The organism is Paraburkholderia acidiphila, from assembly GCF_009789655.1.
Classification (GTDB): Bacteria; Pseudomonadota; Gammaproteobacteria; order Burkholderiales; family Burkholderiaceae; genus Paraburkholderia; species Paraburkholderia acidiphila.
In genome coordinates this window covers 1464550-1484906 of the sequence record NZ_CP046909.1, presented here as the reverse complement: position 1 = coordinate 1484906, position 20357 = coordinate 1464550, and the positions used below count along the sequence as shown (strand labels likewise).

At 64.7% G+C, this 20357-nt stretch carries 19 protein-coding genes; 6 read left to right on the top strand and 13 right to left on the bottom strand.

Annotation, left to right across the window (positions count from 1 at the left end; translation table 11 throughout):
• Positions 1-151: 151 nt before the first annotated feature.
• From FAZ97_RS06635 to FAZ97_RS06625, 3 genes are all read left to right on the top strand, one after another.
• The gene (locus FAZ97_RS06635) at positions 152-832 is read left to right on the top strand and encodes a PspA/IM30 family protein (RefSeq protein ID WP_042265728.1); all 681 of its coding nucleotides are present in this window, start codon (positions 152-154) and stop codon (positions 830-832) included.
• Between the two features lie 105 nt (positions 833-937).
• A complete protein-coding gene (locus FAZ97_RS06630) occupies positions 938-2107 on the top strand; it encodes a tetratricopeptide repeat protein (protein WP_158757725.1) in 1170 nt (389 codons plus the stop codon).
• A gap of 119 nt (positions 2108-2226) precedes the next feature.
• Positions 2227-3708 carry a flavin-containing monooxygenase gene (locus FAZ97_RS06625; RefSeq protein ID WP_158757724.1) on the top strand — a complete coding sequence of 494 codons (1482 nt, stop codon included), beginning with the start codon at positions 2227-2229 and terminating at the stop codon, positions 3706-3708.
• Here FAZ97_RS06625 and FAZ97_RS06620 read toward each other — a convergent pair.
• The gene (locus tag FAZ97_RS06620; RefSeq protein ID WP_158757723.1) at positions 3705-4475 is read right to left on the bottom strand and encodes a class I SAM-dependent methyltransferase; all 771 of its coding nucleotides are present in this window, start codon (positions 4473-4475) and stop codon (positions 3705-3707) included. The two genes, FAZ97_RS06625 and FAZ97_RS06620, sit on opposite strands and share 4 nt — an antisense overlap.
• Positions 4476-4494: 19 nt before the next feature.
• On the bottom strand, positions 4495-4626 hold the full coding sequence (locus FAZ97_RS35590) for a hypothetical protein (RefSeq protein WP_267904745.1): 132 nt from the start codon (positions 4624-4626) through the stop codon (positions 4495-4497).
• Positions 4627-4863: 237 nt separating this feature from the next.
• Between FAZ97_RS35590 and FAZ97_RS06615 the strand changes: the two genes are divergently transcribed.
• Complete coding sequence (locus tag FAZ97_RS06615; RefSeq protein ID WP_158757722.1) at positions 4864-6285, top strand: methyl-accepting chemotaxis protein; 1422 nt, start codon at positions 4864-4866, stop codon at positions 6283-6285.
• A gap of 83 nt (positions 6286-6368) precedes the next feature.
• Here the strand turns inward: FAZ97_RS06615 and FAZ97_RS06610 are convergent, their stop codons facing one another.
• The 4 genes from FAZ97_RS06610 to FAZ97_RS06595 form a co-directional block, all read right to left on the bottom strand.
• Complete coding sequence (locus FAZ97_RS06610; protein ID WP_158757721.1) at positions 6369-7187, bottom strand: ABC transporter permease subunit; 819 nt, start codon at positions 7185-7187, stop codon at positions 6369-6371.
• The gene (locus FAZ97_RS06605) at positions 7184-8119 is read right to left on the bottom strand and encodes an ABC transporter permease subunit (protein ID WP_158757720.1); all 936 of its coding nucleotides are present in this window, start codon (positions 8117-8119) and stop codon (positions 7184-7186) included. The genes FAZ97_RS06610 and FAZ97_RS06605 overlap by 4 nt, the downstream gene beginning before the upstream one ends.
• A complete protein-coding gene (locus FAZ97_RS06600; protein ID WP_158757719.1) occupies positions 8116-9276 on the bottom strand; it encodes an ABC transporter ATP-binding protein in 1161 nt (386 codons plus the stop codon). Before FAZ97_RS06600 ends, FAZ97_RS06605 begins: the two co-directional genes overlap by 4 nt.
• Before the next feature lie 111 nt (positions 9277-9387).
• Positions 9388-10488, bottom strand: a complete 1101-nt coding sequence (locus FAZ97_RS06595) for a polyamine ABC transporter substrate-binding protein (protein ID WP_158757718.1) — start codon at positions 10486-10488, stop codon at positions 9388-9390.
• A gap of 466 nt (positions 10489-10954) precedes the next feature.
• Between FAZ97_RS06595 and FAZ97_RS06590 the strand changes: the two genes are divergently transcribed.
• Complete coding sequence (locus tag FAZ97_RS06590) at positions 10955-11158, top strand: DUF1289 domain-containing protein (protein ID WP_028204006.1); 204 nt, start codon at positions 10955-10957, stop codon at positions 11156-11158.
• Between the two features lie 53 nt (positions 11159-11211).
• Here FAZ97_RS06590 and FAZ97_RS06585 read toward each other — a convergent pair whose 3' ends face one another.
• From FAZ97_RS06585 to FAZ97_RS06565, 5 genes are all read right to left on the bottom strand, one after another.
• On the bottom strand, positions 11212-11856 hold the full coding sequence (locus FAZ97_RS06585; protein ID WP_158757717.1) for an OmpW/AlkL family protein: 645 nt from the start codon (positions 11854-11856) through the stop codon (positions 11212-11214).
• Between the two features lie 82 nt (positions 11857-11938).
• Positions 11939-13129: an NAD(P)H-dependent flavin oxidoreductase gene (locus FAZ97_RS06580; RefSeq protein ID WP_158757716.1), complete on the bottom strand. Its 1191-nt coding sequence runs from the start codon at positions 13127-13129 to the stop codon at positions 11939-11941.
• A gap of 165 nt (positions 13130-13294) precedes the next feature.
• Complete coding sequence (locus FAZ97_RS06575) at positions 13295-14728, bottom strand: aldehyde dehydrogenase family protein (RefSeq protein WP_158757715.1); 1434 nt, start codon at positions 14726-14728, stop codon at positions 13295-13297.
• Between the two features lie 192 nt (positions 14729-14920).
• On the bottom strand, positions 14921-16513 hold the full coding sequence (locus FAZ97_RS06570) for an ABC-F family ATPase (protein WP_158757714.1): 1593 nt from the start codon (positions 16511-16513) through the stop codon (positions 14921-14923).
• 199 nt (positions 16514-16712) lie between these two features.
• Positions 16713-17612, bottom strand: a complete 900-nt coding sequence (locus tag FAZ97_RS06565) for an NAD(P)-dependent oxidoreductase (protein ID WP_158757713.1) — start codon at positions 17610-17612, stop codon at positions 16713-16715.
• A 188-nt stretch (positions 17613-17800) separates the two neighbouring features.
• Between FAZ97_RS06565 and FAZ97_RS06560 the strand changes: the two genes are divergently transcribed.
• The gene (locus FAZ97_RS06560) at positions 17801-18010 is read left to right on the top strand and encodes a dodecin (RefSeq protein WP_158757712.1); all 210 of its coding nucleotides are present in this window, start codon (positions 17801-17803) and stop codon (positions 18008-18010) included.
• 174 nt (positions 18011-18184) lie between these two features.
• Here FAZ97_RS06560 and FAZ97_RS06555 read toward each other — a convergent pair whose 3' ends face one another.
• Positions 18185-19270: a BMP family ABC transporter substrate-binding protein gene (locus FAZ97_RS06555; RefSeq protein WP_158757711.1), complete on the bottom strand. Its 1086-nt coding sequence runs from the start codon at positions 19268-19270 to the stop codon at positions 18185-18187.
• Between the two features lie 121 nt (positions 19271-19391).
• Positions 19392-20321: an ABC transporter permease gene (locus tag FAZ97_RS06550; RefSeq protein WP_158757710.1), complete on the bottom strand. Its 930-nt coding sequence runs from the start codon at positions 20319-20321 to the stop codon at positions 19392-19394.
• Positions 20322-20357 lie beyond the last annotated feature (36 nt).

The window sequence follows — 20357 nt, the reverse complement described above, 5'->3', positions numbered from 1 at the left end:
GCCCCGATTTGCGCGGTGCATGTGCGCAAGGCGCAAAGCGGCGTAAGCTGGTGGATGGATCAGCCGTCGCCAGCCGGCCGGCGCGTGAGGCCCAACCCGCATGCACGCACCTCGGCCCACCATGGCCGATCTCATTTCACTGGAGGAATTCATGTCGCTTTTCGACTCCATCTCCCGCACCGTCAAGGGCCTGCTCAACGACGCGGCCGACTCGGTACAGGATCCGTCGCGCGACGCGCGCCAGATCGTGCGTGAGCTCGACGACAGCATCGCCCGCGCGGAGAACTCGCTCGTCGAGATCCAGGCGCAGGTCGCGACGCAGCAAAGCAAGCGCGACGTGGCCGCCGACAAGGCGAAGAAGTACGAAGACGGCGCGAAGCGCGCGCTGCAATCGGGCGACGAAGCGCTCGCACGCGAAGCGCTCGGCGCGCAGCAAACCGCCGAAGCCGAACGCGACGCGCTCGCGGGTGAACTCGCGAAGCTCGAACCGTCGGTCGATCAACTGAAGCAGCAGATCGACGATATGCGCCAGCGCCGCAACGACCTGAACGCGCGCTCGAACATCCTGCAGGCGAAGCAGCAGATCGCCCAGGCGAAGGATGTCGCAGCCACGGCGCTGGGCGGTATCGGCGGCAAGAATCTCGATGGCGACTTCCAGAAGCTGGAGGAAAAGGTCGCGCTTTCGAACGCACGCTCGGACGCCCGGCTGAACTCGTCCGACCAGTCGAGCGGCAAGGCGCTCGACGACAAGCTCGCGGCGCTCAACAAGGGTCCGTCGGTAGACGAGCGCCTCGAGGCGCTCAAGAAGCAGATGAACACGCCGGCGCAGTAAGCGCGCCGGAGTGCTGGATGCGGCGCGGCATGGGCCGTGCTGCAACGCGCCGCATCCCCGTATCGAATGCCATGGAGACGGGCGTCAAGCCGCCCGACCAGCAACATGAAAAAGTTTCTTGCCGCTGCCAGCATCGCTGTCGCGTCGTTCGCCTTCACGGGCGGCGTGGCGTTCGCCGTGCCGAGCGTGCAGCAGATCGAATCCGCGATGTCCCAGGGCGACTGGCAGCGCGCCGACTCGGGCCTCACCGAAGTCCTGCAGGCGCATCCGGACAACGCGCGCGCCCACTACCTCTACGCCCAGGTGCTCAACCGCGAAGGCCGTTACGCCGACGCGCTCACCCAGGTCCAGCAGGCGAAGTCGCTCGATCCGCAAATCCGCTTCACCCAGCCGCAGCGTTTCGCGCAGGTCGAAGCAAAAATCCGCGCTGACGCTACGCGCGCCGGCGCAGTGACCACGAGCAGATCGAACAACCCATTCACGCAGCAAGCAGCGGCGGCTCCCGCGCCGCAAAGGCAGGGTCCTGGTATGGGCATGTGGATTGGTATCGCGATTCTATTGGTCGGCATTGCGCTCGTGCTGCGCTGGACGCTGCGCCGCGCGAAATCCACCGAAGACGCCAAGGCCGGCGACGACCGCCGCGACCAGCTCAAGCGCGCCACCGAACTGCTCAACGGCGTGCGCTCGCTCAAGCTCGACGTAAAGCTCTCGACGGCGCCCGGCCACGAAGCGCTCGAAAAAGAAGTCGAAGGACTCGAGGCGCAGTTGCGCAGCCTTGTCGAAACGCTCTCGAACAGCGCGAATCCGCGGCCGCCGTATGAGATCGAGGACCTCGAACGCCAGTTCGCGAGCCTCAAGGCGCGTGCCGAAGGCCGCCCCGATCCGAATGCGCAGCCTGCCGCGCAGGACTACGGCAGCAACTCCAGTTACGCGCGTGAAGCCGACGCCGCGTTCGGGCGTCAGCCGCAGTATCCGCCGGCGCCACCGCAGCAACCGCCGCAGGTCATCGTGCAGCAAGGCGGCGGTGGCATGGGCGGCATGGGCGGACTGCTCACGGGCGTGCTGCTCGGCGAAGCGCTGAACCATGGCCGTGACCGCGTGATCGAGCGCGACGTGTTCGTCGACGACGAAGGCCGCCGTGTTCAGCGCGACGGCAACGGCAATGGCGGCGGCCTCGACTTCGGCCAGGGATCGAACGACTGGGACGACGGTTCGGGCGGCGGCGGTGTCGATATGGGCAGCAACGACAGCTCGGACGACTGGAACAACTCCTGAGCGCCTGAGGCCTCCCCGGCGCACGCCGCTCACGCAAACGACGGGCTCCTTCAGGGAGCCCGTTTTGCATCGGCGCGAATCACACACATCGCACACCATACGTAACGGCGGAAGCACACATGAGCAGCAGCAACGGGGCGGCACTGCGCATTGCCATCATCGGCAGCGGCTTTTCCGGCATCGGCATGGCGATCCGACTGCGCCGCATGGGCGTGGAGTCGTTCACGATCTACGAGGCCGCCGCAAGCCTCGGCGGCACCTGGCGTGACAACGCCTATCCGGGCGCCGCCTGCGATATTCCTTCGCACCTCTACTCGTTTTCGTTCGAACTGAATCCGGCGTGGACGCGCACCTACGCACCGCAGCACGAGATTCTCGATTACTTGCGCCATTGCGCGCACAAGTACGACGTCGAGCGCTTCATCGAATACCGTTCGCACGTGCGCGCGGCGCGTTTCGTGGAGGCGGAAGGCTTCTGGCAAGTGGAGATCGAGCGGGACCGCGCGATCAAGACGATCGAAGCCGATATCGTGATCGCCGCAAACGGCCCGCTCTCGCGCCCAGCACTGCCGCAGATTGCGGGCATCGAGCGCTTCGAAGGCAAGCTCTTTCACTCGGCGCGCTGGGACCGCGACTATGCGCTCGAAGGTAAGCGCATCGCGGTGATCGGCACCGGGGCGAGCGCAATCCAGTTCGTGCCGCATATCCAGCCGCGCGCGGCGCAACTCACGGTGTTTCAGCGCACGCCGCCGTGGATCATGCCGCGGCGCGATCGCGCCATCAGCGAACGCTGGCGCTGGATTTACCGGCACATGCCCTTCGCGCAACGCATGGTGCGGGCCGCGATCTACTGGCAGCACGAATCGCGCGCGCTAGGCTTCGCGGTGGAGCCGCGCCTGCTCAAGGCGCCGACGAAGTTCGCATTGAGCTATCTCGCGCATAAGGTGAAAGACCCCGAACTGCGCGCGCAACTCACGCCGAACTATGTGCTGGGTTGCAAGCGCGTGCTGCTCTCGAGCGACTACTACCGTGCCCTCGCGCAGCCGAACGCGGAACTCGTGACTGACACGATCCGCGAGGTCGTGGCCGACGGCATCGTCACCGCCGACGGCACGCACCGGCCTTACGACGCGATCGTCTGCGGCACAGGCTTTCAGGTCAACGATGTGGACGCGCCTTTCCAGGTGACGGGCGTTGCCGGCCAGGACTTAGGCGAGATGTGGCGGCGCGACGGTCCCGAGGCATACCTCGGCGCGAGCGTCGCGGGCTTCCCGAATCTCTTCTTCGTGGTCGGGCCGAACACGGCGCTCGGGCACAACTCGATGATCTACATGATCGAGTCGCATATTGCCTATATCGCCGCCTGCATCCGGGCACTGCAGCGCTCGGGCGCGCGCACGATGGAAGTTCGCGCCGAGGCGCAGCAAAGCTGGAACGCGCGCTTGCAAGCGCGTTTCGCGCGCACCGTGTGGCAGTCGGGCTGCCGCAGCTACTACCTCACACAGGCGGGCAAGAACACCGCCCTGTGGCCAGGCTTCACGTTCGTGTTCCGCCGCAACACGCGCCGCGTGCGCACCGCCGACTACGCGTTCGAGCGTTAGACGCGCTGCGGATGCCCCGCGTACACGCGCGTCTCGTAGGCGAAGTTCACCGCGCCGTCCTTTTGCGTCGCCTCGAACAGATCGCGAAGCGCCGCGAGCATCGGCTCGTGGCGCTCATCGCCCGCCTTGGGCGCATACGACGACGACATCAGCCGCCCGCGCAGGCCGTCGAAATCGAGCCATTGCGCATTCGGGAACACGGTTTGATGCTCGAAGCCCTCGCCGAACCAGTCGGCCATTGCCGCCGAGTCGGGGTAGCTTTCGGCCACACGCGCGTAGTCGGGGCAAAAACGCTGCAGCAGCGCCTCGTAGCCCTCCAGAAACGCCGAACCTTCGAGCAGGCGGCTGTTCCAGAACAGCACGATCTTGCCGCGCGGTTTCAGAATGCGCGCGAACTCGCGCTGCGTATCGGTCTTGTGGAACCAATGGAACGCCTGCGCGGCGCTCACGAGATCCACGCTCGCGGTTTCGAGCGTCGTCGCCTCCGCCGTGCCCGCCACGCTGCGATAGCCTTTGTAGCCGCCTAGCAGTTCGTCCGCCGCGGCGCGCATGGCCGCGTTCGGCTCGACGGCCGTGACAGGGTGGCCCGCGTCGAGGAAGAGCTTCGTGGAGAGGCCCGTACCCGCGCCGATGTCGGCCACGGGCGCGCCCGGCGTAATGCCGCACTCCACGTGCACGAAGGTGGCCACTTCGCGCGGATAGGTCGGCCGGTATTTCACGTAGTCTGCGACCCGGTCGGTGAAACGCCGGGTGGAATCGTCGATCATCGTTCTGCCCTTTTGTCGTTCAACCGCCGCCGCCCAGGAGCTTCACCAGCTCCCAGAGGAAGCGCAAAACCATCAGGATCAGCTCCCAGAGCTGGATCAGTTGCTGCCAGAGCGCGAGCGGCGCGCTCCCGCCGAAAATCGCTTCTATCATCTTGCTCCCAACGCGACGCCCCTCTGCCCCTTTGCTCCGTTTTTCGGGCTTTCGGCGCGTCCGAGTTCCCGATCATAGCGCCAGGCGCCCCCCTGCGCTCAAGTCCCCGTATTACGCGCCGTAAACAAGTTCAGATAGCCTGGCGATCGGACCTGCTGACGACCGGGCTCCCTGCTTTTCCGCGGCTTTTCGCAGTTGTCCATATTTTTCGCTGCGCACCGGGCAAGGAGACACCCGATGACATCTTTGCGTTTGCTGGGCCTGCGCGGTCGCCGCCGCACGGGAAAGTCCGCCGGCGTCGTCGGCGACATTGCCGCGCATGCCGGCCGGCTCGGTATCGAGATCTGCGACGTGGCGGGCCATGTCGACGAGGTTGCCGCGCGCGTGCAGCGCCAGACCGACGTGTGCCACGCGCTGCGCGAGTCGGCGGCCCATACGCTCGCCGGCAATCATCAGATCGCGACGGCCGCGCGCGCCATGCGCGAGCTGAGCACGGGCACGGCCGCTACCGTGCAGCAGTCGCAGCAGACCATCGAGGAATCGCTCGCCGACATTCATGGGCTGGTCGAGAGCGTCACCGTCATCGAGACGCAGATCCGGGCGCTCAAGAGCGCGCTGGCGCATGTCTCGAAGGTCTCCGAGGAAATTTCGCTGATCGCGCGGCAGACCCAGCTCCTCGCGCTCAACGCGGCCATCGAAGCGGCGCGCGCGGGCGAATCCGGCAAGAGCTTCGCCGTGGTCGCAAGCGAGGTGAAGAACCTCTCCGCCAAAACCGCACAGGCCACCGGCCAGATCGAGCAAACGCTCGGGCAACTCACGCAGCAGACCGAGCAGCTCATCGCCGAGGGTACGGCCAACACCGAACGCGCGCATCGCGTGCGCGCGGGCACGCACACCATCGGCGAGGCCGTGCACAGCACCGGCCAGGCGATCATGCAGCTCGACGAGCACGCCGGTCAGATCGCCCAGCTCACGGGCGAGATCGAGACGAAATGCGACGGGCTCGAAGGCCAGGTCAGCGAGATGGTCGCGGGCGTCGAGGATTCAGGCCGGAACTTCGTGCAGGCGAAGGATCAGCTCGGCAAGCTGCTCGAAGTCTCGGAAACGCTCATCGAGCTTACCGCCGCCACGGGCGTGGAAACCGACGACACGCGCTTCATCGAGGCCGTGCAGCGCGCCGCCGCTCAGGTCACCAAGCTGTTCGAGGGCGCGCTCGCGCGTGGCGAGATCGGCGAAGCGGATCTGTTCGACCGCGTCTACGCGCCGGTGCCGAACACGAACCCGCAGCAGCATATGACGCGCTTCACGGCGTTCACCGACCGCGTGCTGCCCGCGATCCTCGAACCACTGCTCGCGTTCGACGAGCGCGTCGCCTTCTGCGTGGCGATCGATCCACGCGGCTATATTCCGACGCACAATCGCAAGTTCTCGCATCCGCAGGGCGCGGACCCGGTGTGGAATGCCGCGAACTGCCGCAATCACCGCATCTTCAACGACCGCGCGGGGCGCGCCGCCGGCTCGCACACCAAGCCCTTCCTGCTGCAAACGTACCGGCGCGACATGGGCGGCGGCACGTTCGTGATGATGAAGGACGCCTCCGCGCCAATCTTCGTGAACGGCCGGCACTGGGGCGGGTTTCGCATGGGATACCGGCTGTAACGATCAAACGTCCTAAAGCAAACGGCGCGCGGACATTGCTGTCCGCGCGCCGTTTTATATGCGCCTCGAAAGCGCAGTGGCGATCAAACCGCCATCGCCATGCGCTTGCGCTCTGCGCGCTGCATGAAATAGTTGCCGGCGATCACACCCACTGTCACGACCGCGATGAACAGCGTAGCGAGCGCGTTCATCTCCGGGTTCAGACCGAGGCGCACACGCGAGAACACCACGAGCGGCAACGTGGTCGAGCCCGGACCCGAAAGGAACGCCGAAAGCACCAGATCGTCGATCGAAAGCGTGAACGAGAGCAGCCAGCCGGCCGCAAGCGCCTGCGAGATGAGCGGCAGCGTGATCTGGAAGAACACCTTGAACGGCGTCGCGCCCAGGTCCAGCGCAGCCTCTTCGAGCGACGGGTTCAACTCGCGCACGCGCGACTGCACGATGATCGCGACGTACGAAATACACAGCATGACGTGGCCGATCCAGATCGTGAACACGCCACGCCCCGCGGGCCAGCCGATCAGCTTGCCCATTTCCACGAAGAGCAGCAGCAGCGAAATGCCCTGGATCACTTCGGGAATCACGAGCGGCGCGTTGATCATGCCCGAGAACAGCGTGAAGCCGCGAAAGCGCCCCATGCGCGCGAGCACGAAGCCTGCCCACGTGCCGATGAACACCGAGGCGAACGCCGTCATCAATGCGATGCGCAGCGAGAGCCACGCGGCGGTGATCAACTCGTCGTCGGTGATGAGCGCCTGATACCAGCGCGTGGAAAAGCGCGTCCACACCGTCACGAGTTGCGACTCGTTGAACGAGTAGACGATCAGGCTCAGGATCGGGATATAGAGGAACGCAAAGCCGAGGCCGAGCGCGATGAACATCAGAACGCGATTCGGTTTCATTTGCCGCGGCCCTCCAGTTCCTTCGCCTGATAGTGCTGGAACAGCGCCATCGGCACGAGCAGCAGGAGCACCATCGCGCAGGTCACGGCGGAGGCCATCGGCCAGTCGGCATTGTCGAAGAACTCGTTCCACATGACGCGGCCGATCATCAGCGTGTTCGCGCCGCCAAGCAGTTCAGGAATCACGTACTCGCCCACTGCCGGAATGAACACCAGCAGGCAGCCCGCGATAATGCCATTCTTCGAGAGCGGCAGCGTGATCTCCACGAACGCGCGCCACGGCTTCGCGCCGAGGTCGTACGCGGCTTCGAGCAGCGTGAGATCCATCTTCACGAGGTGCGCGTAGAGCGGCATCACGAGAAACGGCAGATACGAATACACCATGCCGATGTAGACGGCCGTGTTCGTGTGATAAAGCTCCAGCGGCGAATGAATGATGCCGATCGACATCAGGAAATTGTTCAGCAGTCCGTTGTTCTTTAGAATGCCGATCCACGCGTACACGCGGATCAGGAACGACGTCCAGAACGGCAGCATCACGGCCATCATGAGGATGTTGCGCGAGGCCGGATTCGAGCGCGCGATGTAGTACGCCATCGGATAGCCGATGATGAGACACAGCAGCGTCGAGATCGCCGCCACGACCACCGAATTCACGTAGGTCGCGAAGTACAGGCTGTCCTGGAACAGGAACGCGTAGTGCGAGAAGTCGAGCGCGATGTGCCAGACGCCGTCCGCGAACGACGCCAGCTCCGTGTACGGCGGAATGCCGAGTTGCTGGTCGGCGAAGCTGATCTTCACCACCAGGATGAACGGCACGAGGAAGAACAGCAGCAACCAGATGAACGGGCCCGCCACGACGGCCGTACGGCCCGTCAGGTTAAAGCGCTTCGCGGGCCAGTTCAGGATATTGCGAAAGGTCGTCGTGCTCATGACGTCAGCACCACACCGGCCGAAGCGCTCCAGCGCACGTAGACTTCGTCTTCCCACGTGGGCGAGTCGATTTCGGAGAGCGCGAGGCTCGACATGTTCGCGATCACCGTCTTGCCCGAGTCGAGCTTGACGTGATAGAGCGAGTAGCCGCCCATGTAGGCGATGTTCTTGACGACGCCCTTGCCCCAGTTGAACACGCCCTCGGGCGGCTTGCGCGTGAGCGAGATGCGCTCGGGGCGCACCGAGATCGTCACGGGCATGCCGAGCGGCCCGGTGATCCCGTGGTTCACGTAGAGGCGCACCGGCAGCTCCGGACACTCGACGAACACGTGGTCGGGCTCGTCCTCGACCACGTTGCCGTCGAAGAGATTGGTCGAGCCGATGAACTCCGCCGAGAAGCGGCTGTTCGGGAATTCATAGACCTGGTTCGGCGTGCCGAGCTGGACGATCTCGCCTTCGCTCATCACCGCGAGACGCCCCGCCATCGTCATGGCCTCTTCCTGATCGTGCGTGACCATGATGCAGGTGACGCCGACCTTGTCGAGAATGTTGACGAGTTCGATTTGCGTGCGCTGGCGAATCTGCTTGTCGAGCGCCGACATCGGCTCGTCGAGGAGGAGCAGCTTGGGCCGCTTCACGAGCGAGCGCGCGAGCGCGACGCGCTGCTGCTGGCCGCCCGATAGCTGGTGCGGCTTGCGCTTGGCGAAGCGCGTCATCTGCACGAGTTCGAGCGCGTTCGCCACGCGGTCCTTGAGCTCGTCTTTCTTCACGCCTTCCTGGCGCAACCCGAAGCCCACGTTCGACTCCACCGTCATGTGCGGAAAGAGCGCGTACGACTGGAACATCATGTTGACCGGGCGGCGGTACGGCGGCATGGCGGCCAGGTCCTCGCCGTCGATCAGGATCTTGCCTGACGTCACGGTTTCGAGACCCGCGAGCATGCGCAGCAAGGTGGACTTGCCGCAGCCCGAGCTGCCAAGCAGCGCGAACAGCTCGCCCTTCTTCACCGACAGGTTGACGCCCTTGACTGCCGTCGTCTCGCCGAACTTCTTGACGACGTCGACGATCTGCACGAAGTTGTCCGCGGCCGAATCTGCCGCGGTGAAGCCCGAAGGCAGCGAACCGGCGGTTGCCGGCGCGCTCGACTGGTCACTCATGATTCTCTCTGCCCTGCCTGTTTCTGCGTGAATCTTGGACGGGGTTGACGAACAAAGCCCCCGGCATCGTGCCGAGGGCTCGGGGTAAAACGGGATCGGATTTCAACCGTGTCAGCGGCCCGACTTGAACTCGGTCCACAGACGCGTCTGCAGGCGCTGGATCTCAGGCGGCAATGGCTTGAGCAGGAACAGCGTCTTCAGGACTTCCGGCGACGGGTACACGGCCGGGTCGTTGGCGATGTCCTTGTCCACGTACTTGCGCGCTTCCGCGTTCGCGCTCGGGTAGTAGACCGCATTCGTGATCGCTGCGTGAACCTGCGGCGTCTCGATGTAGTTGATCCACTCCTGCGCGGCTTCCTTGTGCTGCGCGTCCTTCGGGATGGTCATCACGTCGAACCAGATCGGCGCGCCGCCCTTCGGAATGTAGTACTCGATCTTGTACGGTTTCTTCGCGTCGATGGCGCGGTGCTTGGCGATCACGACGTCGCCCGACCAGCCGTACGCGAAGCAGATGTCGCCGCCCACGAGGTCGTTGATATAGCCCGACGAGTTGAACTGCGTGATGTACGGACGGATCTTCTTCATCATCGCGAGCGCGGCGCGATAGTCGTCCGGGTTCGTCGAGAGCGGGTCCTTGCCGATGTAGTGCAGCGCGGCCGCGAACATCTGGTCCGGCGCGTCGAGCACGGACACGCCGCAGGCCTTCAGCTTCGAGATGTTCTCGGGCTTGAAGAGGATGTCCCAGTTGTCGAGCGGTACGTTCTTGCCGAGGATCTGCTGCGCCTTCGTGACGTTATAGGCAAGACCGGTCGTGCCGTACGCCCAGGGCACCGCGAACTTGTTGCCCGGATCCGCGCCGGCGACGAGCGCCATCAGTTGCGGATCGAGGTACTTGAGGTTGGGGATCTTCGACTTGTCGAGCGGCGCGAAGATGCCGGCGGCGATCTGCTTGCCCGCGTAGTTGCTGGTCGGCACGACGATGTCGTAGCCCGAATTGCCCGCGAGCAGCTTGGCCTGGAGCGTGTCGTCGCTGTCGTAGTTATCGTACTTGACCTGAATGCCGGTCTGCTTCGTGAAGTTCGGAATCGTGTCCTTGGCGATGTAATCGGACCAGTTGTACACGTTCAGCTGCGTGTCCTTCGCCACCGACGTCATCCACGGCGCCGCGCACAGTGCGAGCGCGGCCAGTTGCGCCACAACCCCTTTCTTCATCCCGTTCTCCGATCCTGACCGGCTCCGGCCGGCCGTCTGCCTCGCTTCGTGCCGCGCCACGTGTCACCTGTGCACGACTCCCCTGACTTTCCCAAAACCTACCATCAAACCCGCCCGGCAAGAAATAAAACGCGGGCGTGTCGCGCAAACGGAACATGGGCCATGGGAACACGGCGTGCCGCGCGCGGACGGTAAATCGCGCGCAATTTTAGCCGTTTCACGGGCCGTGTCCACAAAAAAGCGCTCTAGTGGCGCATGCGCGCGACGGCCTGCTCCCAGCTGCACACAGCGTCGCGTTCTACCTTGCTAACGCCTTGCAGTCGCTTTGCCGATTCATCGCGCATCGCGCGCCGCAGCGGCACGTCCACGGCCGCGGACGGCCGCCTCGTCCGCGATCGGTTAACATAGCGGCGTTTCGTACCCAAGCCGGCACGCGCGACGCCCGGCTACGTCCCAAGGCACTTCAATGGCATCCAATCTCCACGACCTCCCCGACAGCCCGTGCATCGGCGTGTGCTCGACCCTTTTCGACGACGTCTGCAAAGGTTGCGGGCGCACCGCCGTGGAAGTCTCCAACTGGGTCTTCCTGAGCGACGAGGAAAAGCGCGCCGTGTGGGAGCGCATCGAGCGCGAAGGCACGGCCATGCGCTTCCAGAAAGACCGCGCCTGAAACAAAAAACGCCGGGCAAGCCGGCGTTCGAACAGCGCTGAAGAGGCGATCGATCAGAACTTCATGCCGACGCCCAGTCCCACCACGAGCGGATCGATATGCAGCGTGCCGAGCGACGTGCCGCCCATTGACGCGTCGGTGCGCATCCAGATCTTCTTGATATCTGCGTTCACGAAAATCTTCTTCGTCACCTGGAAGTCGATACCGAACTGCAGCGCCGGGCCCCAACTGTGGTTGTCGATCGAGACCGACTGGCCGCCCGCGTGCAGACCGTTGTTGTAGAACAGCGTGTAGTTGATGCCCGCGCCCACATACGGCCGCACCTTGCCCGCGTTGTTGAAGTGATACTGCAGCAGCAGCGTAGGCGGCAGCACGCCCACGCCGCCTAGTGCACCGATGTTCGACGTTACCTGGTTGCGCGACGTGCCGAGAATCAGCTCCACGCCAATGTTGTTGGTCGCCATGTAGGTGAAGTCGACCTCGGGCACGATGGCGTTGTTCACGTCCGCGCCAATCGCACCGAGCGTACCGTTGGCGCGCGCGTCCGGCGCGATCTCGATCGCGCGCAGGCGCACCAGCCAGTCTCCCGCGTAGATGCCCGAGTCGGGCGAGCTTGCTGCGTTGGCGGGCGCCGCCAGGAGGGCCGCGCCCATGGTGAGCGCGGCGGTTGCTGCGATCTTTTTAATAGCTTTGTACATCGTTAATCCCCGTGTCTGTTGTGTAGCCGTATGAAGGCCTACAAATTGTCAGAGACGGGGTCCGGCGCCGTTTTGATAAGTGTCAAGCCAGGGCGAACGCCGCGCGCTGTGCGACCGCGGGTCGCGCAGCGCCGGTCAGCAGCAGCTCCAGCAAGTCGCGCACGCTGCGGATGGCGTTGCCAAACGGCAGCGCTTCGCGCCCGCGGAAGAACAAACCGTTCGCGACGTCGCCACGCAACGCCGCCGCAAGGCGCGTATCGATGCAGAAGTGGCCGAACTTCTCGATGCCGTCGCGCAGACCGCAGGCCGAGAGGCATTCGAGGCCGGTTGGGCAAGCGAGCTTGAGCGAGCCGATCTTGGTGCGAATACGCGATTCGTTGCGCAGATAGCGCTCGAGCCACGGCGTTTTCACCGCGCGTGCGGGCAGGCCCGTCACGCTCACGAACTCGACGATGTCTTCAGGCTTTGCGTCGGCAAGCACGCGCTTGAAGTCGGGGTGCGCGTCGCCCTCCTCGGTCACCGCGAACGGCGTGCCGACCTGCACGCCGTTCGCGCCCGCCACGAGCCATTTGCGCACGGCCTCGTGGCTGTTGATGCCGCCGGCCACGACGAGCGGCACGTCGCGCCGCGAAATGCCGAGCGTGGCGTAGACGCCTTCGAGTTCCTCGAAAATCTGCGCGAACGCGAAGCGCTCGTTGCCCATGTCGGCGATGTCGGTCACGCCCAGGTGACCGCCCGCGTAAGCCGGATGTTCGATCACGATGGCGTCGGGCAGGCGGCCCTTCTTCATCCACTTCTTGAGCACGAGCGCGACGCCGCGTGCGTCGGACAGGATCGGTACGAGCGCGATATCCACGCCCGCCGTGAGGTCGGGCAGATCGAGCGGCAGGCCAGCGCCCATGACGATGGCGTCGGCGCCGTGCTCACAGGCGGCGCGCACGTAGTCGGCATGGGCGTTCACTGCCTTCATGACATTCACGGCGATCATGCCGTTGCCGCCGGCAAGCTTGCGCGCCGCCGCAATTTCGCGGCCAAGCGCGATGAGGTTCGCGCGTGCGAGCGTTTCGTGCCGCGGGTCGGCGCGGCACATGTCCATGAGATCGCTGTGATGATGACGCAGGTCGATGCTCGCGATCGTGCCGAGCGCGCCTTCACGCGCGACGCTGCCAGCCAGCCGGTGTGCCGAGATGCCGACACCCATGCCGCCCTGCACGACGGGCAGGAGTTGACGACCGCGAATCTGGAGCGGAGCGAAGGAGTGTCCAGGAAACATGTTGTGCTCTGTCGATGACAAAGCGCTTATGGTCGCGCGTACCCCACATATGACATTGACAGAAATCAAATAAAAACGCGGACATCCGTGAAGATGTCCGCGATGATGATCCACATCAACACGTCGCACTAAAAGATTTGCGATAGCGCGCGACGAGATGCCTCATCAGCCCTTCGGCACCTTGAACTGCATCGACTTGTATTCGAGGTATTCCTCGAGGCCGTATGCGCCGTTTTCGCGGCCGTGTCCGGACTGCTTGAAGCCGCCGAACGGTGCAGCCATGTTCCACGTGCCGCCGTTGATGTCGATCTGGCCCGTACGAATGCGGCGCGCCACGCGCATCGCGCGCTCGTCGCTGCCGGCCCAGACCGCGCCGCCAAGCCCATAGAGCGAGTCGTTGGCGATCGCCACGGCGTCGTCTTCGTCCTTCGCCGTGAGGATCGTGAGCACCGGGCCAAAGATCTCTTCCTGCGCGATGGCCGCGTCGCGCGGCACGCGGCCAAACACGGTCGGCTTCACGAAGAAGCCCTGCGCCACGCCTTCCGGCATGCCGGGTCCGCCCGTCACGAGTTCGGCGCCGTCGGCCATGCCGCGTTCGATGAAGTGCAGCACGCGCTCCTGTTGCACCTTGGAGGCGAGCGGACCGAGCTTCGCTTTTTCATCGCGCGGATCGCCCACGGTGAACGCCTCGGCGGCCTGCTTCGCGAGGTCTCGCGCCTCTTCGTAGCGCGACTCCGGGACGATCATGCGCGTGTGCGCCGAGCAGGTCTGCCCCGAATTCAGGAAGCACGCGCCCACCGTGCCCTTCACGGCAACCGCGAAGTCCGCGTCGTCGAGCACCACCGAGGCCGACTTGCCGCCCAGTTCCAGGGCGACCCGCTTGACCGTTGCCGAGGCGACTTCCGACACGCGCTTGCCCGCGCGCGTCGAGCCGGTGAACGACACCATGTCGACGTCCGGATGGCGCGCGAGCAATTCGCCGACCACCGGGCCGTAGCCCGTCACGAGGTTGAATACGCCTGCGGGCAGGCCTGCCTCGTGGATGGCTTCGGCGAGCACGAATGCATTGAGCGGCGCGATCTCGGAAGGCTTGAGCACGACGGTGCAGCCCGCGGCAAGCGCGGCGGCGACCTTGAGCGTGATCTGGTTGAGCGGATAGTTCCACGGCGTGATGGCCGCGACGACGCCCACCGGCTCGCGCACGACGAGCGAGTTGCCCACGCGCTCTTCGTACTGGAAGTCGCTTGCAAGCTTCGCATAGGCGCCCCAGTTGTAGACGGGACCGCCCACCTGGATCGCGCGCGCGAGCTTGAGCGGCATGCCCACTTCGCCAGCGATCAGTTGCGCGAGTTCGTCGGTGCGGGCCTTGAGGTTGTCGGCGATTTTCTGCAGCCAGGCACCGCGCTCGGTGGCGGGCGTCGCGGCCCAGCCGTCGAAGGCCGCACGCGCGGCGGCGACAGCCGCTTCGGCGTCGGCCTCAATGCCTTCGGGGATGCGGCCCATCACCGCTTCGGTGCCCGAGTCGATCACATCGATCGTGCCCTGGCCTTTGGGGGCGACCCACTGGCCGTTGATGTAGAACTGCGCGTAGTTGTTCATGGGCGGTGCTCCTGTCTCCGTGTTCGTTGGCGATTGCATCGCGGCGCTGGCCGCGGCGACAGTGCATTCTAGCGTGGTTGACGCATACGTAAAGCGGGCGCGCGGCGAACGCGATACGAGGCCGTGAAAACAAAACGGGCGACGCTCGTGCGCCGCCCGTTTTCACTTCACGCCTCGATCAGCGCTCAAATCTCAATGCAGCCCCTGGCTGGCAAGGAAGTCTTCGTAGTTGCCGCTATAGTCCTTGACCGTACCGTCGGTCTTCACCTCGATGATGCGGTTGGCAAGACCGTTCACGAACTCGCGGTCGTGCGACACGAAAACCAGCGTGCCTTCGAACTTTTCGAGCGCGATCTGCAGCGACTCGATCGACTCCATGTCCATGTGGTTCGTGGGCTCGTCCATGAGCAGCACGTTGTGGCGGCCGAGCATCAGCTTGCCCCAGATCATGCGGCCCTTCTCGCCGCCCGACAGCACTTTCACCGACTTCCTGATGTCGTCGGCGTTGAACAGCAGACGGCCGAGCGTGCCGCGCACCGACTGCTCGTCGTCGCCTTCCTGGCGGTACTGGTCGATCCAGTCCATCAGCGTGACGTCAGCCGGGAACTCTTCGTACGTGTCCTGCGGCATGTAGCCCACGTTCGCGTTCTCCGCCCACTTCACCGAGCCGTTATCGACGGCCAGGTTGCCCAGCAGCGAGCGCAGCAGCGTGGTCTTGCCCGCGCCGTTCTCGCCGATGATCGCGATACGCTCGCCCGGCTGCACGCTGATGCTGAGCTTGTTGAAGATGCGGCGCTCGTACGTCTTCGTGATCTCTTCCGCGACCACGACGATGTTGTGCAGCTTCTTCTCGAACTCGAAGCGGATGAACGGGTTCTGACGCGACGAAGGCTTGAAGTCCTCGATCTTGATCTTGTCGATCATCTTCAGGCGGCTGGTGGCCTGACGCGCCTTCGACTTGTTGGCCGAGAAGCGGCGCACGAAGTCCTGCAGGTCGGCCACACGTTCCTTGGCCTTCTGGTTGGCGGCCTGCTGACGCTCGCGCGCCTGCGTCGACGCCAGCATGTAGTCGTCGTAGTTGCCCGGCCAGACCTTCAGCGTGCCGTAGTCCATGTCCGCCATGTGCGTGCAGACCTGGTTCAGGAAGTGTCGATCGTGGGAGATGATGATCATGGTCGAGTTGTACTCGTTCAGAACATCTTCCAGCCAGCGGATCGAGTTGATGTCGAGGTTGTTGGTCGGTTCGTCGAGCAGCAGAACATCGGGCTTCGAGAACAGCGCCTGCGCGAGCAGCACGCGCAGCTTCCAGCCCGGCGCCACGCCGCTCATCGGGCCGCTATGGAATTCCGTGCCGATGCCGATGCCGAGCAGCAGTTCGCCTGCGCGCGCTTCGGCCGTGTAGCCGTCGTACTCGGCGAACTTCGCTTCGAGTTCGGCGGCGTGCATGTAGTCGTCATCGGTGGCTTCGGGGTTCGCGTAGATCGCGTCGCGCTCGGTCATCGCGGCCCACATTTCGGTGTGGCCCATCATGACGACGTCGAGTACGCGCACGTCTTCATATGCGAACTGGTCCTGGCGCAGCTTGCCCAGACGCACATTCGGCTCGAGGATGACGTTGCCCGAGCTCTGTTCGAGGTCGCCACCGAGGATCTTCATGAACGTGGATTTGCCGCAACCGTTCGCGCCGATCAGGCCATAGCGGTTGCCTTCGCCGAATTTGACCGAGATGTTCTCGAACAAGGGCTTCGGCCCGAATTGCATGGTGATGTTGGCGGTAGAGAGCACAGCGCGTCCCGGTAAGTAGATCGACGAAAAACCTGTAATTCTAGCAGGTTATGCCACTTCGCGCGTGAGTTCCAGCCGCGCGGGCGCCCCCGCCTCGCGCAGCATGACACGGCAAGAAGTGAGGAATGTGAAGCCCGCCATGCACGCCGGTTACAACGGGGCCGCATCGCTTACGGGCGCCTGCGGCTGTCCCGGCGGATCAGGATTCGCCGGTGCGCGGCGTCTGCAGCACGTCGATAAAGCCCGAAAAATCGGCCTGCGCGAGGCCCATTGCTGCTGCCAGACGCAGCAATTGCTGGACCGTGCCCGAGACGGGCATGGGCGTGCCAGTCTGCATCGCCGCCGCGGCGATCGTGTCCACGTCTTTCTGAAACGTCTTGAGCGCGCCGATGGGTTGGAGCCCGTCCTGCGTCATGCGCGGCACGAACGTGCGCAGCAACGTCGAATCGGCCCAGCCGCCCGCGAGCGCCTCGGGCAGCTTCGCCGCATCGATGCCGCTGCGCCGCGCGAGGCTCACCGCTTCCGCAATCGCGGCGACCGTGGCCGTGACGATCGCCTGGTTGCACAGCTTCGTGGTCTGGCCCGCGCCCGCGCCGCCCATATGGGTCACGCGCGCCGAGTAGGCCGCGAGGATCGGCGCAACGGCGGCGACGTCGGCCGCTGCACCGCCCGCCATGATCGCCAGCGTGCCGTTCTGTGCGCCCGCCACGCCGCCCGAAACCGGTGCGTCGACCCAACCCACGCCGAACGCCGCCGCGCGCGCTGCGAGCCTTTGCGTCGCGTCCGGAGGAATGCTCGAGTGATCGACGATGCAACGCACGCGCACGCCCTCTCCAGGGGCACCGGTCAAAAGCCCGTGCTCGCCGAACGCCACCTGCTCGACCGCCGCCGCATCGGCGACACACAGCAGCACCACATCGGTCTCGCGCGCCAGCTCGTCAGGCGTGGCGGCCACTTGCGCACCATCCGCGATCAACGCCTCGGCCTTCGCCGGCGTACGGTTCCACACTCGCACGGCGTGCCCGGTGCGCAGCAAATGACGGATCATCGGCGCGCCCATCAGCCCCGGACCGCAAAAACCCAATACCTGCTCATCCATGTCTTTCGTCTCCTGCTTCCTCTGTTGCCGCCGTGTTGCGCCCGTTCCTGCCAGGCACGCTCGATGCCCGGTTTCACGCGAGGCGCCATCATAACCGGCGCCGGACCCGTTCATGTCTGCGCCGGCGCTGCGTTGCCTATACTCGATTGACGCGCCCACGCCGCGCGCGCTCCCGAGGAGACACTGCCATGAGCGACCACGTCTACAAACAGATCGAACTGACCGGCTCGTCGAAGGTATCGAGCGACGACGCCATTCGCTGCGCAATTGCGCGAGCGTCGAAGACACTGCGTTATCTGCACTGGTTCGAGGTCGTGGAAACGCGCGGGCTGATCGAGAACGATCAGATCTCGCACTGGCAGGTCACGATCAAGGTGGGTATTCGCATCGACGATTGACACGGGGCGGCTTCGCGCCGCCTCGGCGCATCGTCTTTCCGGACGGCCATCAATGCAAAACGGCTGCACGAGCCTCGCAGGCTACATGCAGCCGTTTCGCGTACGCACGTCGAAATCGTACGAAGAATACAGGCACTCACGCCGTAGAACGTGGCGCGAGCGCCCGACCCGCGCTTACTTCGGCAGCGAGCCGTCCACGCCTTCGACATACCAGTTCAGGCGTTGCAGTTCCGGGTCGGTCAGCGTCTTGCCGGCCGGAATCTTGACTGCGCCCGTCTGATCCTTGATCGGGCCAGTGAAGACGTCCCACTTGCCGCTCGAGATCTGATCGCGCTTCGCGGCGACGGCCTTTTGCGCGTCGGCCGACAGTTCGGACGTGTTGACGTCGCCGAGATCGACGGCCTTCTGCGGAATGCCCCACCACACGGGGTCGTTCTTCCACTTGCCGTCGAGCACCTGCTGGATCACGGCAACGTAGTACACGCCCCAGTTCGCCTCGACCGAGCCGAGGTGCGCGTTCGGGCCGAACTTCTTCATGTTCGAATCCCAGCCGAACGCGTGGACATGCTTCTCTTCGGCCGTCGCGAGCGTCGCGCTCGAATCGGTGTTTTGCAGCAGTACGTCGGCGCCCTGGCCGATCAGCGTTTCAGCGGCCTGCTTTTCCTTGCCCGGATCGAACCAGCTGTTGATCCAGATGACCTTGGTATGCACCTTCGGATTCACCGAGCGCGCGCCGAGCGTGTACGCGTTGATATTGCGCACGACCTCGGGAATCGGCACCGAGGCGACGAAACCGAGCGTATTGGTCTTCGTGGCGTACCCTGCCGCTACGCCCGCGAGATATGCGCCCTGATACATGCGCACGTCATAGGTGCCGAAGTTCGGCGCCTTCTTGTAGCCCGTTGCGTGGAGGAACACGGTGTCCGGAAAATCCTTCGCTACCTTGAGCTGGAAGTCCTGATAACCGAAGCTCGTGCCGAAGATGATCTTGTTGCCCTTGTTGGCGAGATCGCGGAACACGCGCTCCGAATCCGCCGATTCCGGCACGTTTTCCACGCGCGTGATCTTGATCTTGTTGCCGAACTTCTGCTCGGCGGCTTTCGAGCCCTGATCGTGCGCGAAGGTCCAGCCGGCATCGCCCGGATTGCCGAGATAGACGAACGCGACGCCCGGCGCATCGGCGGCGTGGGCCGCGGGCGCGAGCGCCGCCGTGCCGCAGGTGGCGGCAACGGCGAAAGCGGTCAGGATGGTTTTTTTCATCGTGGATCTCCTGTCGTGGATTGGAAAACGGCGAGCATTCAACGCGTATTGTTTAGTATTCCCTACTGCTACCACATGCTTTGCGACTGCCTGCCAGGCGGCCCCACCTAGGCGGCCCCACCTAGGCGGCCCCAAAGAACGGCTTGCCGAGCGAAGCCGGCGCGTTCAGGCGGATCGTGTTCGGGTTGCGCGAAATGAGCACGAGCACGACGATCGTCGCGACGTACGGCAGCATGGCGAGGAACTGCGTGGGCACCGGCACGCCCACGGCCTGCGCGTAAAACTGCGCGCCCGTGACCGCGCCAAAGAGCAGCGCGCCGATCAAGAGACGCCCGGGACGCCACGTCGCGAACACGACGAGTGCGAGCGCAATCCAGCCGCGCCCCGCCGTGATTTGCTCCTGCCACAAATGCAGCTGCACCACGGAGTAGTAGCTGCCTGCGAGCCCGGCCATGGCGCCGCCGAAGGCCGTCGCGCCATAGCGCACGCCAATGACGGGAAAGCCCACCGAATGCGCGACCTGCGGCGACTCGCCCACCGAGCGCAGCACGAGTCCGGCGCGCGTGCGATAGAGGAACCAGCCAACCACGGCGAACATGATGAACGCGAGGTAATCGACGGGCGTGAGGCTGAAGAACGCCTGTCCGACCACTGGCAGTTGCGAGAGCCCCGGAACCGGCCAGGCCGCGATGGTCGCCGACGTGGCGGCCGAGGTGTACGGCTTGCCGACATACGCCGAAAGCCCGACGCCGAAGATCGTGAGCGAGAGCCCCGTGGCCACCTGGTTGGCGAGCATGGTGAGCACGAGAAAGCCGAACAGCAGCGACATCGCAATGCCGGCGGCCATGCCCGCCACTAGGCCGAGCCACGGATTGCCGGTGATGGTCGTGACCGCGTAGCCCGTCACGGCGCCCATCAGCATCATCCCTTCCACGCCGAGGTTGAGGACGCCCGACTTCTCGGTGACGAGTTCGCCCACGCCCGCGAACATGAGCGGGATGGCGGCGGTGACGGCGCTCGAGGCGAGCGAGCTGGCTTGCTGGATATCCATGTCGTGTGGCCTGTTTCGTTGTTCTCTGGATTGCGC

What these genes read in the sequence shown, in the direction of transcription:
- FAZ97_RS06620 (WP_158757723.1), bottom strand. Translation starts at nt 4,475, where the DNA reads ATGATCGACGATTCCACCCGGCGTTTCACCGACCGGGTCGCAGACTAC.
- FAZ97_RS06550 (WP_158757710.1), bottom strand. Translation starts at nt 20,321, where the DNA reads ATGGATATCCAGCAAGCCAGCTCGCTCGCCTCGAGCGCCGTCACCGCC.
- FAZ97_RS06635 (WP_042265728.1), top strand. Translation starts at nt 152, where the DNA reads ATGTCGCTTTTCGACTCCATCTCCCGCACCGTCAAGGGCCTGCTCAAC.
- FAZ97_RS06615 (WP_158757722.1), top strand. Translation starts at nt 4,864, where the DNA reads ATGACATCTTTGCGTTTGCTGGGCCTGCGCGGTCGCCGCCGCACGGGA.
- FAZ97_RS06600 (WP_158757719.1), bottom strand. Translation starts at nt 9,276, where the DNA reads ATGAGTGACCAGTCGAGCGCGCCGGCAACCGCCGGTTCGCTGCCTTCG.
- FAZ97_RS06595 (WP_158757718.1), bottom strand. Translation starts at nt 10,488, where the DNA reads ATGAAGAAAGGGGTTGTGGCGCAACTGGCCGCGCTCGCACTGTGCGCG.
- FAZ97_RS06630 (WP_158757725.1), top strand. Translation starts at nt 938, where the DNA reads ATGAAAAAGTTTCTTGCCGCTGCCAGCATCGCTGTCGCGTCGTTCGCC.
- FAZ97_RS06565 (WP_158757713.1), bottom strand. Translation starts at nt 17,612, where the DNA reads ATGGATGAGCAGGTATTGGGTTTTTGCGGTCCGGGGCTGATGGGCGCG.
- FAZ97_RS06605 (WP_158757720.1), bottom strand. Translation starts at nt 8,119, where the DNA reads ATGAGCACGACGACCTTTCGCAATATCCTGAACTGGCCCGCGAAGCGC.
- FAZ97_RS35590 (WP_267904745.1), bottom strand. Translation starts at nt 4,626, where the DNA reads ATGATAGAAGCGATTTTCGGCGGGAGCGCGCCGCTCGCGCTCTGGCAG.
- FAZ97_RS06625 (WP_158757724.1), top strand. Translation starts at nt 2,227, where the DNA reads ATGAGCAGCAGCAACGGGGCGGCACTGCGCATTGCCATCATCGGCAGC.
- FAZ97_RS06560 (WP_158757712.1), top strand. Translation starts at nt 17,801, where the DNA reads ATGAGCGACCACGTCTACAAACAGATCGAACTGACCGGCTCGTCGAAG.
- FAZ97_RS06590 (WP_028204006.1), top strand. Translation starts at nt 10,955, where the DNA reads ATGGCATCCAATCTCCACGACCTCCCCGACAGCCCGTGCATCGGCGTG.
- FAZ97_RS06555 (WP_158757711.1), bottom strand. Translation starts at nt 19,270, where the DNA reads ATGAAAAAAACCATCCTGACCGCTTTCGCCGTTGCCGCCACCTGCGGC.
- FAZ97_RS06580 (WP_158757716.1), bottom strand. Translation starts at nt 13,129, where the DNA reads ATGTTTCCTGGACACTCCTTCGCTCCGCTCCAGATTCGCGGTCGTCAA.
- FAZ97_RS06585 (WP_158757717.1), bottom strand. Translation starts at nt 11,856, where the DNA reads ATGTACAAAGCTATTAAAAAGATCGCAGCAACCGCCGCGCTCACCATG.
- FAZ97_RS06575 (WP_158757715.1), bottom strand. Translation starts at nt 14,728, where the DNA reads ATGAACAACTACGCGCAGTTCTACATCAACGGCCAGTGGGTCGCCCCC.
- FAZ97_RS06610 (WP_158757721.1), bottom strand. Translation starts at nt 7,187, where the DNA reads ATGAAACCGAATCGCGTTCTGATGTTCATCGCGCTCGGCCTCGGCTTT.